This is a genomic window from Salmonella sp. 2018103 (assembly GCF_026247685.1).
Lineage (GTDB): Bacteria > Pseudomonadota > Gammaproteobacteria > Enterobacterales > Enterobacteriaceae > Salmonella > Salmonella enterica.
The window spans coordinates 2,860,564-2,876,643 of the sequence record NZ_CP111029.1 but is presented as its reverse complement, the minus strand read 5'-3'; the positions used below and the strand labels follow the sequence as shown (position 1 = coordinate 2,876,643).

General features: G+C 49.5%; 11 protein-coding genes and 1 pseudogene. 7 read left to right on the top strand and 5 right to left on the bottom strand.

Going from position 1 to position 16,080, the window contains the following annotated elements:
• Positions 1-13: 13 nt before the first annotated feature.
• The 5 genes from dmsA (at position 14) to OLG56_RS14005 (ending at position 7,088) form a co-directional block, all read left to right on the top strand.
• On the top strand, positions 14-2,458 hold the full coding sequence (gene dmsA / locus OLG56_RS14025; protein ID WP_000850250.1) for a dimethylsulfoxide reductase subunit A: 2,445 nt from the start codon (positions 14-16) through the stop codon (positions 2,456-2,458).
• Between the two features lie 10 nt (positions 2,459-2,468).
• On the top strand, positions 2,469-3,086 hold the full coding sequence (gene dmsB / locus OLG56_RS14020) for a dimethylsulfoxide reductase iron-sulfur subunit DmsB (RefSeq protein WP_000213069.1): 618 nt from the start codon (positions 2,469-2,471) through the stop codon (positions 3,084-3,086).
• Position 3,087: 1 nt separating this feature from the next.
• Positions 3,088-3,951: a dimethyl sulfoxide reductase anchor subunit family protein gene (locus OLG56_RS14015; protein WP_000534681.1), complete on the top strand. Its 864-nt coding sequence runs from the start codon at positions 3,088-3,090 to the stop codon at positions 3,949-3,951.
• A 349-nt stretch (positions 3,952-4,300) separates the two neighbouring features.
• Positions 4,301-5,449, top strand: coding sequence for an MFS transporter (locus tag OLG56_RS14010; RefSeq protein ID WP_000109271.1), 1,149 nt, complete (start codon positions 4,301-4,303; stop codon positions 5,447-5,449).
• 217 nt (positions 5,450-5,666) lie between these two features.
• Positions 5,667-7,088 (top strand): APC family permease, encoded by a 1,422-nt coding sequence (locus OLG56_RS14005; protein ID WP_001134264.1) that lies wholly within the window; start codon positions 5,667-5,669, stop codon positions 7,086-7,088.
• Between the two features lie 291 nt (positions 7,089-7,379).
• Here the strand turns inward: OLG56_RS14005 and pflA are convergent, their stop codons facing one another.
• The gene (gene pflA / locus OLG56_RS14000; protein ID WP_000067928.1) at positions 7,380-8,177 is read right to left on the bottom strand and encodes a pyruvate formate lyase 1-activating protein; all 798 of its coding nucleotides are present in this window, start codon (positions 8,175-8,177) and stop codon (positions 7,380-7,382) included.
• Between the two features lie 118 nt (positions 8,178-8,295).
• Positions 8,296-8,621: pseudogene (locus tag OLG56_RS13995) on the bottom strand (cytoplasmic protein).
• Positions 8,622-8,752: 131 nt separating this feature from the next.
• On the opposite strand from OLG56_RS13995, the gene sopD2 reads away from it, so the two are divergent.
• Positions 8,753-9,712 carry a type III secretion system effector SopD2 gene (sopD2, locus tag OLG56_RS13990; RefSeq protein ID WP_001145566.1) on the top strand — a complete coding sequence of 320 codons (960 nt, stop codon included), beginning with the start codon at positions 8,753-8,755 and terminating at the stop codon, positions 9,710-9,712.
• Between the two features lie 71 nt (positions 9,713-9,783).
• On the opposite strand, the gene pflB is transcribed toward sopD2, so the two are convergent.
• The 3 genes from pflB to ycaO form a co-directional block, all read right to left on the bottom strand.
• Entirely contained in the window at positions 9,784-12,066 is a 2,283-nt protein-coding gene (gene pflB, locus OLG56_RS13985; RefSeq protein WP_001292803.1) for a formate C-acetyltransferase, read from the bottom strand.
• A gap of 59 nt (positions 12,067-12,125) precedes the next feature.
• On the bottom strand, positions 12,126-12,983 hold the full coding sequence (focA, locus tag OLG56_RS13980; protein ID WP_000642539.1) for a formate transporter FocA: 858 nt from the start codon (positions 12,981-12,983) through the stop codon (positions 12,126-12,128).
• Between the two features lie 404 nt (positions 12,984-13,387).
• Complete coding sequence (gene ycaO, locus OLG56_RS13975) at positions 13,388-15,148, bottom strand: 30S ribosomal protein S12 methylthiotransferase accessory factor YcaO (protein ID WP_001530487.1); 1,761 nt, start codon at positions 15,146-15,148, stop codon at positions 13,388-13,390.
• A gap of 136 nt (positions 15,149-15,284) precedes the next feature.
• On the opposite strand from ycaO, the gene OLG56_RS13970 reads away from it, so the two are divergent.
• The gene (locus tag OLG56_RS13970) at positions 15,285-15,977 is read left to right on the top strand and encodes a DUF421 domain-containing protein (RefSeq protein WP_000642868.1); all 693 of its coding nucleotides are present in this window, start codon (positions 15,285-15,287) and stop codon (positions 15,975-15,977) included.
• Positions 15,978-16,080 lie beyond the last annotated feature (103 nt).

Here is a 16,080-nt window from a genome sequence, read left to right as displayed (position 1 = left end):
AGAGTGAGCCCTTATGAAAACTAAGATCCCTGATGCCGTGCTGGCAGCCGAGGTGAGCCGTCGTGGTTTAGTCAAAACCACCGCGATAGGCGGCCTGGCGATGGCCAGTAGCGCATTTACCCTGCCATTTACCCGCATCGCTAACGCCGCAGAGGCGATAAGCCCGGCGAAAACCGGCGAGAAAGTCGTCTGGAGCGCCTGTACGGTAAACTGTGGCAGCCGTTGTCCGCTACGTATGCATGTTGTGGATGGCGAAATCAAATATGTAGAAACGGATAATACCGGAAACGATGATTACGATGGCCTGCACCAGGTTCGCGCCTGCCTGCGCGGTCGTTCTATGCGTCGTCGCGTCTATAACCCGGATCGGCTCAAGTATCCGATGAAGCGCGTCGGCGCGCGCGGCGAAGGTAAATTTGAGCGTATTAGCTGGGACGAAGCCTACGATATCATTGCTACCAATATGCAGCGTCTTATCAAAGAGTATGGCAACGAGTCCATTTATCTGAACTATGGCACGGGTACGCTGGGCGGCACTTTGACACGTTCATGGCCGCCAGGAAAAACGCTGGTCGCCCGTCTGATGAACTGCTGCGGCGGTTATCTTAATCACTACGGTGATTACTCTTCCGCGCAAATCGCAGCGGGTCTGAATTACACCTATGGCGGCTGGGCGGATGGCAATAGTCCATCCGACATTGAAAACAGTAAGCTGGTGGTGTTGTTTGGTAATAACCCTGGCGAAACCCGCATGAGCGGGGGCGGTGTAACGTATTATCTTGAACAGGCGCGGCAGAAATCAAACGCGCGGATGATCATTATCGATCCTCGTTACACCGACACCGGCGCCGGTCGCGAAGATGAGTGGATTCCGATTCGTCCAGGTACCGATGCGGCGCTGGTCAATGGTCTGGCATATGTCTTAATCACCGAGAACATGGTCGATCAGCCGTTCCTGGACAAATATTGCGTCGGTTATGACGAAAAAACCTTGCCTGCCAGCGCGCCGAAAAACGGTCACTACAAAGCCTATATTCTGGGCCAGGGTAAAGACGGTATCGCGAAGACGCCGGAGTGGGCGGCGCAAATTACCGGTATCCCGGCGGATCGCATTATTAAGCTGGCGCGAGAAATCGGCAGCGCTAAACCCGCCTATATTTGCCAGGGGTGGGGACCACAACGTCATGCTAATGGAGAAATCGCCACGCGCGCCATCTCAATGCTGGCGATCCTGACGGGTAATGTTGGGATTAACGGCGGTAACAGCGGCGCGCGCGAAGGGTCTTATGCCCTGCCATTTGAACGTATGCCCACGTTAGAAAACCCGGTTGAAACCAGCATCTCCATGTTTATGTGGACCGATGCCATTGAACGCGGCCCGGAAATGACGGCGCTGCGTGATGGCGTGCGGGGGAAAGATAAGCTGGACGTGCCGATCAAAATGATCTGGAACTATGCTGGCAACTGTTTGATTAACCAGCACTCTGAGATTAACCGCACCCACGAAATCCTGCAGGATGACAAGAAATGCGAAATGATCGTCGTTATCGACTGTCATATGACATCGTCGGCAAAATACGCCGATATTCTGTTGCCTGATTGCACTGCTTCTGAGCAGATGGACTTTGCGCTGGATGCCTCCTGCGGAAACATGTCTTACGTTATCTTCACTGACCAGGCGATTAAACCGCGCTTCGAGTGTAAGACGATTTATGAGATGACCAGCGAACTGGCGAAACGTCTTGGCGTGGAACAACAGTTTACCGAAGGACGGACGCAAGAAGAGTGGATGCGTCATCTGTACGAACAGTCGCGTAAATCCATTCCGAATCTGCCCACCTTTGAGGAGTTCCGTAAGCAAGGCATCTTCAAACAGCGTGACCCCGAAGGCCACCATGTCGCCTATAAAGACTTCCGCGAAGATCCGCAAGCGAATCCACTTACAACGCCATCGGGCAAGATTGAAATCTATTCACAGGCGTTGGCGGATATCGCCGCCACCTGGGAGCTGCCGGAAGGCGACGTGATCGATCCATTACCGATCTACACGCCAGGTTTTGAAAACTATAACGATCCGCTAACGGATAAATTCCCGCTGCAATTGACGGGTTTCCACTATAAAGCGCGTGTGCATTCCACTTATGGCAACGTAGACGTACTGAAAGCCGCCTGTCGCCAGGAAATGTGGATTAACCCAATGGATGCGCAGAAACGCGGTATCAACAATGGCGATAAAGTCCGCATCTTCAACGATCGCGGCGAAGTACATATCGAGGCTAAAGTGACGCCGCGCATGATGCCGGGCGTGGTCGCCCTGGGAGAAGGCGCATGGTATGACCCGGATGCAAAACGCGTGGATCAGGGCGGATGTATTAACGTACTGACGACCCAACGTCCTTCTCCGCTGGCGAAGGGGAACCCGTCACATACGAACCTCGTTCAGGTTGAAAAGGCGTAAGGAGTAACCGATGACAACCCAGTATGGATTTTTTATTGATTCCAGCCGTTGCACCGGTTGCAAAACCTGCGAACTGGCCTGCAAGGACTACAAAGATTTGACCCCGGATGTCAGCTTCCGCCGCATTTATGAGTATGCAGGCGGTGACTGGCAGGAAGATAACGGCGTCTGGCACCAGAACGTCTTTGCCTATTATCTCTCTATTTCATGCAACCACTGTGAAGACCCGGCCTGTACCAAAGTCTGCCCGAGCGGCGCGATGCACAAGCGCGATGACGGTTTTGTGGTGGTGAACGAAGAGGTCTGTATCGGTTGCCGCTACTGCCACATGGCCTGCCCGTACGGCGCGCCGCAATACAACGCGGCCAAAGGTCATATGACCAAGTGCGACGGCTGTTATGACCGGGTGGCGGAAGGCAAGAAACCGATCTGCGTCGAATCCTGTCCGCTGCGGGCGCTGGACTTTGGTCCTATCGACGAGCTGCGTAAAAAACACGGTGAGCTGGCTGCCGTCGCGCCGTTGCCGCGCGCGCATTTCACGAAGCCGAATATTGTGATTAAACCCAACGCCAACAGCCGCCCGACCGGGGACACCACCGGTTATCTGGCCAATCCGAAGGAGGTATAAGATGGGAAGTGGATGGCATGAATGGCCGTTGATGATCTTCACGGTCTTTGGTCAGTGCGTGGCCGGTGGTTTTATTGTTCTGGCTCTGGCGCTGATGAAGGGCGACCTGCGCGCGGAAACGCAGCAGCGGGTGATCGCCTGTATGTTTGGTCTGTGGGTGCTGATGGGGATTGGCTTTATCGCCTCGATGCTGCATCTGGGCTCGCCGATGCGCGCGTTTAACTCGCTTAACCGCGTAGGTGCTTCCGCACTGAGCAATGAAATTGCCAGCGGCTCGGTGTTTTTTGCGGTCGGCGGGATTGGCTGGTTGCTGGCGGTACTGAAAAAGCTGCCGCCGGCACTGCGCACACTCTGGCTGATTATCACGATGGTACTGGGCGTCGTCTTCGTCTGGATGATGGTACGCGTCTATAACAGCATCGATACAGTACCGACCTGGTATAGCGTCTGGACGCCGCTGGGCTTCTTCCTGACGCTCTTTATGGGGGGCCCGCTACTGGGTTATCTGCTGCTGCGCATCGCGGGCGTGAACGGTTGGGCGATGCGTCTGTTGCCTGCGGTGTCGGTGCTGGCGCTGGTGGTTATTGCCATTATGGTGGCCATGCAGGGCGCGGAACTGGCGACGATTCACAGTTCCATTCAGCAGGCGTCTGCTCTGGTACCGGATTATGGTTCGCTGATGGCCTGGCGTATGGTGCTGCTTGCGGCGGCGTTGTGCTGCTGGATTGTGCCACAGTTAAAAGGGTATCAACCTGCGGTACCGTTGCTCTCTGTCGCCTTCATTCTGATGCTGGCGGGGGAATTGATTGGCCGCGGCGTATTCTATGGGCTGCATATGACCGTGGGCATGGCGGTAGCCAGCTAACGCGTTGACGCGCATTCGGCCTGCAGAACGTGCAGGCCGAATACGCCTTTAGCCGCCATCAATCTAAGGAATATAACCGGGGTGGAGAAGGCGCATATAAATCCATAGAGAAGAAAACGAAGCTAAAGGAACCATGAAATTTTTCGACTGAACAAAACGCCGATTTTGCGGGTTAGATCAATAAAAACAAAGGGATGAATTTTTAGCCTTTCAATATATTCACGTACAGAATAAGTAAATCAAATCGATAGTCTCAAAACTTGCGGATCGCCCATGCGGAGCCGATTGACAATGTTTTTGGCGATGGCATGATGCGCATGAAATTTGAACTTCCTCACGGTTTTTATTCATGTCCACCTATACCCGTCCCGTTATGCTTTTGCTGTGCGGGCTACTTTTGTTGACCCTGGCCATTGCGGTACTGAATACGCTTGTGCCGCTGTGGCTTGCTCAGGCAAACCTTCCTACCTGGCAGGTGGGGATGGTCAGCTCGTCTTATTTTACCGGCAATCTGGTCGGGACGTTATTTACCGGGTATTTAATTAAACGCATTGGGTTTAACCGTAGCTATTATCTTGCCTCGCTGATCTTCGCCGCGGGTTGTGTCGGGTTGGGGGTGATGGTGGGGTTCTGGAGCTGGATGAGCTGGCGTTTTATTGCCGGTATCGGCTGCGCTATGATTTGGGTGGTTGTCGAAAGCGCGTTGATGTGCAGCGGAACCTCGCATAATCGCGGGCGCCTGCTGGCTGCCTATATGATGGTCTATTACATGGGGACCTTCCTTGGACAATTATTGGTCAGTAAAGTGTCTGGTGAATTGCTGCACGTCCTTCCCTGGGTGACCGGAATGATTCTGGCGGGAATTCTGCCGCTACTCTTTACCCGGATTGTAAATCAGCAAACACAGGCACGTCATTCCTCTTCTATTAGCGCCATGCTGAAGCTACGCCAGGCGCGTCTTGGCGTGAATGGTTGTATTATTTCCGGCATTGTTCTTGGTTCATTATATGGTCTGATGCCGTTATATCTGAAGCATCAGGGGATGGCTAACGCCAGCATCGGTTTCTGGATGGCGGTACTGGTGAGCGCCGGTATTTTGGGGCAATGGCCAATGGGACGTCTGGCGGACAAATTTGGTCGCTTGCTGGTATTACGCGTACAGGTATTCGTTGTCATACTCGGTAGTATTGCCATGTTAACCCAGGCGGCGATGGCGCCAGCTCTGTTTATTCTGGGGGCGGCGGGTTTTACGCTTTATCCCGTCGCAATGGCCTGGGCCTGTGAAAAAGTCGAACATCACCAGCTTGTGGCAATGAACCAGGCGCTGTTGTTAAGTTATACAGTAGGGAGCCTGTTGGGGCCGTCTTTTGCTGCGATGTTAATGCAGAATTATTCAGATAATCTGCTGTTTATTATGATCGCCAGCGTATCGTTTATTTATCTGCTGATGCTGTTACGTAACGCCGGCCAGACGCCTAATCCTGTCGCCCACATCTAACTGTTCTCTGAATCGTATGCAGGACGTGAGTCTTGCATACTCTTTGTTTATGTTTTACGTAAAATAATTGACCTGCATAATTTTCTTGCTTTACTGAAAAATAAAATGTGCCGAAGGTTATAATTTTGCGCTCCTCTATTTTCTCTCTTCGTCTTTACCGCGCATAATTCCCCGCTTCATTTATAGTAATAGCATTGTGTTCACGAAGGATCACGTTATGCCGAATGTGCAGGAAAAACAGTTGCGATGGTACAACATCGCCCTGATGTCGTTTATTACCGTTTGGGGATTCGGCAATGTTGTCAATAACTATGCTAACCAGGGGTTAGTGGTTGTCTTCTCCTGGGTGTTTATTTTTGCGCTCTATTTTATTCCTTATGCCTTAATCGTGGGGCAACTGGGCTCAACCTTCAAAGAGGGAAAAGGGGGCGTCAGTACCTGGATTAAGCATACGATGGGGCCGGGGTTGGCTTACCTTGCGGCATGGACGTATTGGGTCGTGCATATTCCCTACCTGGCGCAAAAGCCGCAGGCGATACTCATTGCATTGGGATGGGCTTTAAAAGGCGACGGCTCGTTGATAAAAGAATATACCGTCGTTGCCTTGCAGGGGCTGACGCTGGCATTGTTTGTTTTCTTTATGTGGGTTGCTTCCCGGGGGATGAAATCGCTAAAGGTTGTTGGATCTGTGGCCGGAATTGCCATGTTTATCATGTCAATTTTATATGTTGTGATGGCAGTGACCGCGCCAGCAATTACAAACGTTGAAATTGCGACCACTAACATCACCTGGCAGTCATTTATTCCTCATATCGATTTTACCTATATCACCACCATCTCTATGTTGGTCTTTGCGGTTGGTGGGGCAGAGAAGATCTCGCCTTACGTTAACCAGACGCGGAATCCAGGAAAAGAATTTCCGAAGGGGATGCTCTTTTTAGCCGTCATGGTTGCGGTCTGCGCTATCCTCGGTTCGTTGGCGATGGGAATGATGTTTGATTCCCGGCATATACCTGACGATTTAATGACCAATGGGCAATATTATGCATTCCAGAAATTGGGTGAGTATTACCATATGGGTAATTCATTAATGGTGATTTATGCCATTGCCAATACTCTGGGGCAAATCGCCGCGCTGGTGTTTTCTATTGATGCGCCACTAAAAGTATTGCTGGGTGATGCAGACAGTAAATATATCCCGCAGCGCTTATGTCGTACTAACGCTTCAGGTACGCCAGTTAACGGTTATTTGCTGACATTGGTGTTGGTCGCTATCTTGATTATGTTGCCAACGCTTGGCATCGGCGATATGAACAACCTGTACAAATGGCTGCTTAATCTCAACTCAGTTGTTATGCCGCTGCGCTATCTGTGGGTATTTGTCGCCTTTATTGCTGTCATTCGACTGGCGCAAAAGTACAAACCCGAATATGTGTTTATTCGCAACCGGGCGTTGGCGTTAACTGTGGGAATATGGTGTTTTGCCTTCACCGCGTTTGCCTGCCTTACCGGTATTTTCCCCAAAATGGAGGCGTTCACACCGGAGTGGACATTCCAGCTGACGTTGAACATCGTGACGCCTTTTGTCCTGGTCGGGTTGGGATTAATTTTCCCACTGCTGGCGCGTAGAAACACATAACGACGCTCTTTTCCACGGCGCTCCTGTCAGGCGAGCGCCTTTTAAGGTCACAGGTGCCTGGGTTCCAGGCGGAGACCATGGTATTAACAGGCACCGGGTCAGCAATAGTTGTCAGACCTTCAACCCAGCAGCAGATAAGCGACTCTGTATTTAATACCTGGTAAGCGCAATATTGTTAACCAGGCCTGTCTGACGGTGGAGTCGGATATTTTAGCGGTAAGAGCGTTATCCAGACAGCAAAACGGCTACCCTCACGGGTAGCCGTTTAAAAGCGGATAAGATAGCAGGCGATTAATACATCACTTTATGACCATACTGCTCAAGAATGCCCTTCACACGCTCCATGGTCTCTTTTTTAGGCGGCTTCACGCCATCCAGTTTATATTCTTCGCCCATTGCCACCCATTTATGTTTGCCCAGCTCATGATAGGGCAGCAGTTCGATTTTTTCGACATTCCCCATATCGCGGGTAAACTCACCCAGGCGATGCGCGGAATCATCGTCGTCAGACCAGCCGGGAACGACAACGTAACGGATCCAGACCTTCACATTTTTCTTTGATAAATACTGAGCGAATTCCAGCGTCCGGTGATTAGAGACACCGACCAGATTCTGGTGGATCTCATCATTCATCTGCTTGAGATCGAGCATCACCAGATCGGTAACGTCCAGCAGTTCATCAATCACTGGGTCATAACGGCGCACAAAGCCGTTGGTGTCGAGACAGGTGTGGATACCTTCTTTTTTACAGGCGCGAAACCAGTCGCGTACAAATTCTGCCTGCAAAATGGCCTCGCCGCCGGATGCCGTCACGCCGCCGCCAGAAGCATTCATAAAATGCCGATAGGTCACCACCTCTTTCATTAAGTCTTCAACGGTGATTTCTTTACCGCCATGCGTATCCCATGTGTCGCGGTTATGGCAATACAGGCAGCGCATCAGGCAGCCCTGGAAAAAGGTAATAAAGCGGATGCCTGGGCCATCAACGGTGCCACAGGACTCAAAGGAGTGAATGCGACCAATAACCGGCTTTTTATCAGCAGTTACTGCAACACTTTCATTTGTAATACAATCGGTTAAGTTACTCATATCGCTTCGGCTAGCTCTAAATAACATGGGGTTTATGGACACATTCCGGGCATGTTGAGCACCCTGGTAAGGGGGTTGCATCCTGTAAAAAAGCGGTACTGCGAGCGTAAATTTTGGACTACAGAATGTGTGGCTGTTCCAGAATGTGCTGCAATGGAGCTATTTTACCTCTATTCAGTATAAAATATACGGCAAATCTATGCTGCATAACTCGCACCGCCAGAAATTCTGGCTCATTCATCAGCTCGTAACGCCTCAACCGCAATACATACTGTAAGTGTATCATTCATAGCGCCCTGGTTTTGCTGTTTATGATCCGCCTCTTTTTTCGAATGGTTGGCGCCGTTTTGTTGTGGTCAGAACGAAAATAATTCTCAACATAATTCAGATGTGTCCAAAGAACGTTATGCCCGTCCAGTGCCTGGCGTCGCATTCAACGCGCAATCAGGTGTAAATCTGATGCCATTTCTAAACCCAGGCTGATTCAATCTCTTAAATAGAGTGTGGCTTTAATCAAAAAAATGAGAGCAACGGATTGGATTTTTCTTTCGCGGTAAATAATCAAGGGAGTTATTATGCCAGTTACGTTAAGTTTTGGTAATCGTCATAACTATGAAATTAATCATTCACGGCTAGCCCGTTTGATGAGTTCTGACAAAGAAGAAGCGCTATACATGGGGGTATGGGATAGATTTAAGGACTGCTTCAGAACACACAAAAAAAGAGAGGTGCTGGAGGTATTATATACACTCATCCATGGATGTGAACGTGAAAATCAAGCTGAACTTAATGTTGATACAGTCGGCATGGAGAAGATATATGCCTTTGCACAATTAAAACAATATGCTAATCCATCTCAACAAGACCGCTTTGTTATGCGTTTTGATATGAGTCAGACACAAGTTTCATTTGAGATTGATGGCAAGGTTATTGATAAATGTAATTTGCATCGTATCCTCAATGTTTCAGAAAACTGTATTTTTAAAGTGATGGAAGAAGATGAAGAAGAGTTGTTTTTTAAAGTATGTATTAAGTATGGAGAAAAAATTGCTTGCTATCCAGAATTATTAGAAAACTTTGCTTTTAAACTTAGGCAGGAAGTTAATGAAGATGATGAAATTAAGGATGAAGTTTATAAGCTTATGCGATCTGGAGAAGATCGAAAAATGGCATGTGTTGAATGGAATGGTACGCTTACTGAGGATGAGATGGATAAACTACGCTGTCTTCAAATGGGGTCTTTTGAGATTTCTACCCAATTTTGTAAAATAGGTTACTGGGAATTAGAGGGAGAAGTCCTGTTTGATATGTTTCATCCAACACTTATCTATCTGCTACATGGATATATGCCGTCATTGTCATGTGATTTTACAGAAGCTAACACCATGCTGTTTTCTGATGTATTAAATAAGGATTATGATGATTATCAAAATAATAAAAGAGAAATTGATGCTATTCTGAGAAGAATATATAGATCACATAATAACACTTTATTTATAAGTAAAAATTCTGGTTGTCGAAATATGCTTTTATAAAAATTAAAAAGGCCCCACTGACATGGAGCCTTTTTTGTACGCTTTTTATAGCGTAATTTCAGTCAAACCCATTACATGGTCTGCGTGAAGGTACGAGTAATAACGTCCTGCTGCTGTTCTTTCGTCAGGGAGTTAAAACGTACTGCGTAACCAGATACACGGATGGTCAGCTGCGGATATTTTTCCGGATGTTCCATCGCGTCCAGCAGCATTTCACGGTTCATGACGTTGACGTTCAGGTGCTGACCGCCTTCGATGGACGCTTCGTGGTGGAAGTAACCATCCATCAGACCTGCCAGGTTAGTCTTACGAACTTCGTCGTCTTTACCCAGTGCGTTCGGAACGATAGAGAAGGTATAAGAAATACCATCTTTCGCGTAAGCAAACGGCAGTTTAGCAACGGAGGTCAGAGAAGCGACAGCGCCTTTCTGGTCACGACCGTGCATCGGGTTAGCCCCTGGTCCGAACGGCGCGCCAGCACGACGACCATCCGGGGTGTTACCAGTTTTCTTACCATACACAACGTTAGAAGTGATGGTCAGAACAGACTGCGTCGGGATAGCGCCACGGTAGGTGGTCAGTTTCTGAATTTTCTTCATGAAACGTTCTACCAGGTCAACCGCCATGTCATCTACACGAGCGTCGTTGTTACCAAACTGCGGGTATTCGCCTTCGATTTCGAAGTCGATAGCCAGACCATCTTCGTCACGAATCGGTTTAACTTTCGCATATTTGATGGCAGACAGGGAGTCAGCCGCAACGGACAGACCTGCGATACCACACGCCATGGTGCGGATAACGTCACGGTCGTGCAGCGCCATCAGAGAGGCTTCGTAGCTGTACTTGTCGTGCATGTAGTGGATAACGTTCAGCGCGGTGACATACTGTTTAGCCAGCCAGTCCATGAAGTGATCCATGCGATCCATCACTTCGTCGAAGTTCAGAACATCGCCTTTGATCGGTTCGGATTTCGGACCAACCTGCATTTTCAGTTTTTCATCAACGCCGCCGTTGATTGCATACAGCATGGTTTTCGCCAGGTTTGCACGCGCACCGAAGAACTGCATTTGTTTACCAACGATCATCGGGCTTACGCAGCATGCGATAGCGTAGTCATCGTTGTTGAAGTCCGGACGCATCAGGTCATCGTTCTCGTACTGCAGAGAAGAGGTGTCGATGGAGACTTTAGCGGCGAATTTCTTGAAGTTCAGCGGCAGTTTTTCAGACCACAGAACGGTGATGTTCGGCTCCGGAGACGGCCCCATGGTGTACAGGGTGTTCAGGAAGCGGAAGCTGTTTTTGGTGACCAGAGTACGGCCGTCAACGCCCATACCACCGATAGATTCGGTTGCCCAAATCGGGTCGCCGGAGAACAGTTCATCATATTCCGGAGTACGCAGGAAGCGAACCATACGCAGTTTCATGACCAGGTGGTCAATCATTTCCTGTGCGTCTTGCTCGGTGATTTTGCCTGCTTTCAGGTCACGTTCGATGTACGCATCCAGGAAGGTGGATACACGACCGAAGGACATTGCTGCGCCGTTCTGAGATTTAACCGCAGCCAGGTAACCGAAGTAAGTCCACTGGATTGCTTCCTGAGCGTTAGTCGCCGGGCCAGAGATATCGCAGCCGTATTTAGCTGCCATTTCTTTGATCTGACCCAGAGCGCGGTGCTGTTCAGCGATTTCTTCACGCAGACGGATAGTCGCTTCCAGATTTACGCCGTTTTCCAGATCGGATTGCAGAGACGTAAACTGCGCGAATTTGTCTTTCATCAGGTAGTCGATACCGTACAGCGCTACGCGACGGTAGTCACCGATGATACGGCCACGGCCATACGCATCCGGCAGACCGGTCAGAACGCCAGATTTACGGCAACGCAGGATGTCCGGAGTATAAACGTCGAATACGCCCTGGTTGTGGGTCTTACGGTATTCGGTGAAGATTTTTTTGAGCATTGGGTCCAGCTCGCGATTGTACGCTTTGCAGGAACCTTCAACCATTTTGATACCGCCGAACGGGATAATCGCACGCTTCAGCGGAGCTTCAGTCTGCAGACCAACAATTTTCTCAAGCGCTTTGTTGATGTAGCCAGCGTCGTGAGAAGTGATGGTGGAAGCAACGGAGGTGTCAAAGTCAACAGGCGCGTGAGTGCGGTTTTCCTGTTTAACGCCTTCCATTACGCTGTCCCACAGCTTGGTGGTCGCGTCAGTAGCGCCAGCCAGGAAGGACTCGTCACCCTCATACGGAGTGTAGTTTTTCTGAATGAAGTCACGGACGTTTACTTCATTCTGCCAGTCACCTTTGGTAAAACCTTCCCAGGCTGTGGCTAACTTTTCATTAAGCTCGGACATGTAACACCTACCTTCTTAAGTGGATTTTTTATTTACTGCGTGTAATGGGCATCAACAGATTAATGATGCTCGTTACCACGCAGGTAAATGACCCAGTATGTCAACCCGACCAACAAACCGCCGCCGATAATATTACCGATCGTGACCGGAATCAGGTTATCAGTGATGAAGCTCATCACGGTCAGGTGAGAAAAACTTTCCGGAGACGAACCGACTGCGGTCCAAAACTCCGGTGTAGCGAAATCGCGTATTACAATACCCATAGGAATCATAAACATGTTTGCGATACTGTGCTCAAAACCGCTGGCGACAAACATGGCGACGGGCAGTACCATGATGAACGCTTTATCCATCAGGCTACGACCTGAATAGCTCATCCACACGGCCAGACAAACCATCAGGTTCGCCAGAATACCGAGGCAGACAGCTTCAATAAAAGTGTGGTGCATTTTGTGGTCGGCGGTTTGCAGGACGTTAAGTCCCCATTGACCGTTGGCAGTCATATACTCGCCGGAAAGCCACATCAGTAACACGAAAAGCAGAGCGCCAATCAGGTTACCAAAATAGACGTTTAACCAGTTTTTAGCCAGTTGCCCCCAGGTGATGCGACCGCTAGCTTTAGCTACAACGATCAGAACAGTAGAGGTGAAAAGATCAGCGCCGCAAATAACACAGAGAATCAGTCCCAAAGAGAAACAGATACCCCCGATAAGTTTCGCCATGCCATAAGGCATCGCGCCAGTACCGGTTGTCGCAGTAATATAAAAAACAAAGGCAATTGAAATGAATACGCCGGCGGTAATCGCCAGATAGAAAGTCTTAAGCGGATGTTTCGTTGCTTTATAGACGCCTGCTTCTTCAGCCACTTTGGCCATTGCTGCAGGGAGTAAAAGGTCAAAAGGGTTGTCAGCTTTCACACTAACTCTCTCTTTATTAAGTCGGCGACGAGATACTAACAAAGCATTATAGATGAGAATTTGATATAGATCATATCTCGCCTGGCTTATAGGCCCGTAAGTCGCATGGCTTTTATGCAATTACGATGTAACTTTTTGATTATCCTAATAAAAATAAATTTTAAAAATTATAAATAGAGTTGAATTTTTTCCTGACTCCTCCTGCTGCACGGTTAATTAATATGGAGTAATCAACAAATAAAGTAACATCACTATGTCAATTAATTTAATATCAACAACCAATATTTAACCTTGTTATTACATTTTTCGCCGTTTAGCGAAAATAAATAAAACGGGGCCGCAAAGGCGCCCCGTAATATAACGCAGCCGAGAGGGTAAACCTACCCTAAGTCACTCATATGGCCTTATTTTGACCAGTATGCCGCTTTCGCACGCTGTAATTTATCATACGCTTTTAACAAGGACTGATGCGCCGGGAACGCTTGTAGATCGTGGTCGACAGCCGGTAGCCCGTAAAAAGCCGCTTCACCGCTAAGCGCAGCGCTGGCGGCTTCTACAGCCTCCGCGCCATACATTTTTATAAAAGCATTGAGATATTGCAGCGGCTGACGCGCATCCTCTTGCGACAGGAGCAGCAGCGTTTGCAGGCAACGGTAATAGTTTGCGCGTGCCGGACTAAAGACCGACGAATTGAACTCCATCGTCCATTCTGTCCAGATTAGCGCCTGCTCCAAATCGCCGCCCGCTAACGCTAGCATTGCTTTTAATTCGCCGACGCGCAGTGTATACCAACCATTGTCCGCTCCGGTCGCCAGACCCAACAGTTCACGCACGCGGGTGAAATCGTCAAAACCTTCTTCATCCAATTGTTCAATCAGATTGAGATAGTCTTCTTTATTCCAGGCGCTACCGGGCAGCGAAAGCAGAGTCTCACGAAGATGGCTACCCATATTGTTGTTGGCCAGCCACAGATCTTCGGCAGGATAAATATCAGACATTCCCGGTACGATAATACGACAGGCGTATACGCCGAGATGCTCGTAATCGGCAATGTAAACTTCTTTATCTTCAGCAGCAAAGATGGCCATCAGCGTGGCGAATTCTTCTTCGGTAGTGCCGGAAAAACTCCAGTCCGTGAACGGGTAATCGGCGTCCTGTTTGAACAGATCCCAGGAAATCAGGCCGCTGGAGTCGATGAAGTGGGTCTCCAGATTAGTGTGCTCCGCGACTTCTTCATCATCGAACGTTGGCGGGGTGAAGACATCAAGATCTTTCAGACCGCGTCCCTGGAGTAGTTCGGTCACTGTACGTTCCAACGCAACGCCAAAGTCAGGATGGGCGCCAAAAGAAGCAAAGCAGGTACCGTTAGCCGGGTTGAACAGCACGACGCAGATAACCGGATACTTACCGCCCAGCGAGCCGTCATAGGCGAAAATCGGGAAACCCTCGGCTTCCAGCGTGGCGATTGACTCCATTACCGCCGGATAACGCGCCATCACCTCTGCGGGAATCTCCGGCAGACTGATACTTTCCGCAATGATGCGATTTTTCACATAGCGCTCGAAGACTTCCGACAGTCCCTGAACGCGGGCTTCATTACGCGTATTGCCGGCGGACATTCCGTTAGAGACATACAGGTTGCCGATAATATTCATCGGAATATACACGGTCTGGTTATCGGACTGACGGGTAAATGGCAGGCCGCAGACGCCGCGTTCTTCATTGCCGGACTGAAGATCAATTAACTGGCTTCCGGTGAGTTCATTTTCCGGATCGTAAAACGCGCGCAGACGGGCATCAAGCAAGCCTTCCGGTACGTCGTCATTTTCAGTCAGCGGGAACCACTTTTCATTCGGATAATGCACGAATGGCCCGTTGGCAACCGTTTCGCCAAGCCAGAAATCAGCAAAAAAGTAGTTGGTTGACAGACGCTCGAAGTATTCGCCCAGCGCCGAGGCCAGCGCCGCTTTTTTGGTCGCGCCTTTTCCGTTGGTAAAGCATAACGCGCACTCTTTATCGCGAATATGCACTGACCAGACGTTTGGCACCGGGTTCAGCCAGGAGGCCTCTTCGATGTGAAAGCCGAGGTCGAGTAACTTTTGCTGGAAGCGGGCGATGGAGTCTTCCAGCGCGGCGTCTTTGCCGGGAATAAATGTTTGCGTCATGAAAATCACTTTTGTCGTACGGAAAGCGCGCAATGATACGGGTTTTATGTGACGGGCGCTATCTCGCCGGGACGTCGGCGGAAATAAAAGTATTGGCTATGCTTTTACACTGGAATTCACAGGAAGAGCATAAAAAATGAAAGCATTTGATTTGCAACGAATGGCGCTGGATAACGTGCCGGTAGCGTTTTTGGGGGAAGTGGCGCTACGTAGCTTTTACACCTTTGTTCTGGTGTTTCTTTTCTTAAAAGTGACAGGACGACGCGGCGTACGGCAAATGTCGCTTTTTGAAGTGCTGATCATTTTGACATTGGGGTCGGCGGCAGGCGACGTCGCGTTTTATGATGACGTTCCGATGCTCCCTGTTCTGGTGGTATTCATCACCCTGGCGCTGCTCTATCGCCTGGTCATGTGGCTGATGGCGCATAGTGAAAAGTTGGAAGATCTGCTGGAAGGCAAGTCGGTAGTCATTGTTGAAGACGGCGAACTGGCGTGGGAAAAACTGCAGCGCTCGAACATGACGGAGTTTGAGTTTTTTATGGAGCTTCGCTTGAATGGCGTTGAGCAACTGGGGCAGGTCAGACTGGCCATCCTGGAGACAAACGGACAAATCAGCGTCTATTTCTTTGAAAATAAAGACGTTAAGCCGGGGTTAAGCATTCTTCCTGAGCACTGTACGCCACGCTTTATCGTGGCGCCGGAGGCTGGCGACTATGCCTGCGTACGTTGCAGTGAAGTGATACGCATGAACGTCGGGGAAAAGCAATTATGTCCGCGCTGCGCAAATCCAGAATGGACGAAGGCAAGCCGGGCTAAACGCGTTGTTTAACAGCGAAAATATCGGATTTATACGGTTAATCCGGAAGATTCTGTTGTGTGACGCATGCCGCATTTTCTCCTCGCATTGTTTTACCCATTGCGGCGCGTGTCAC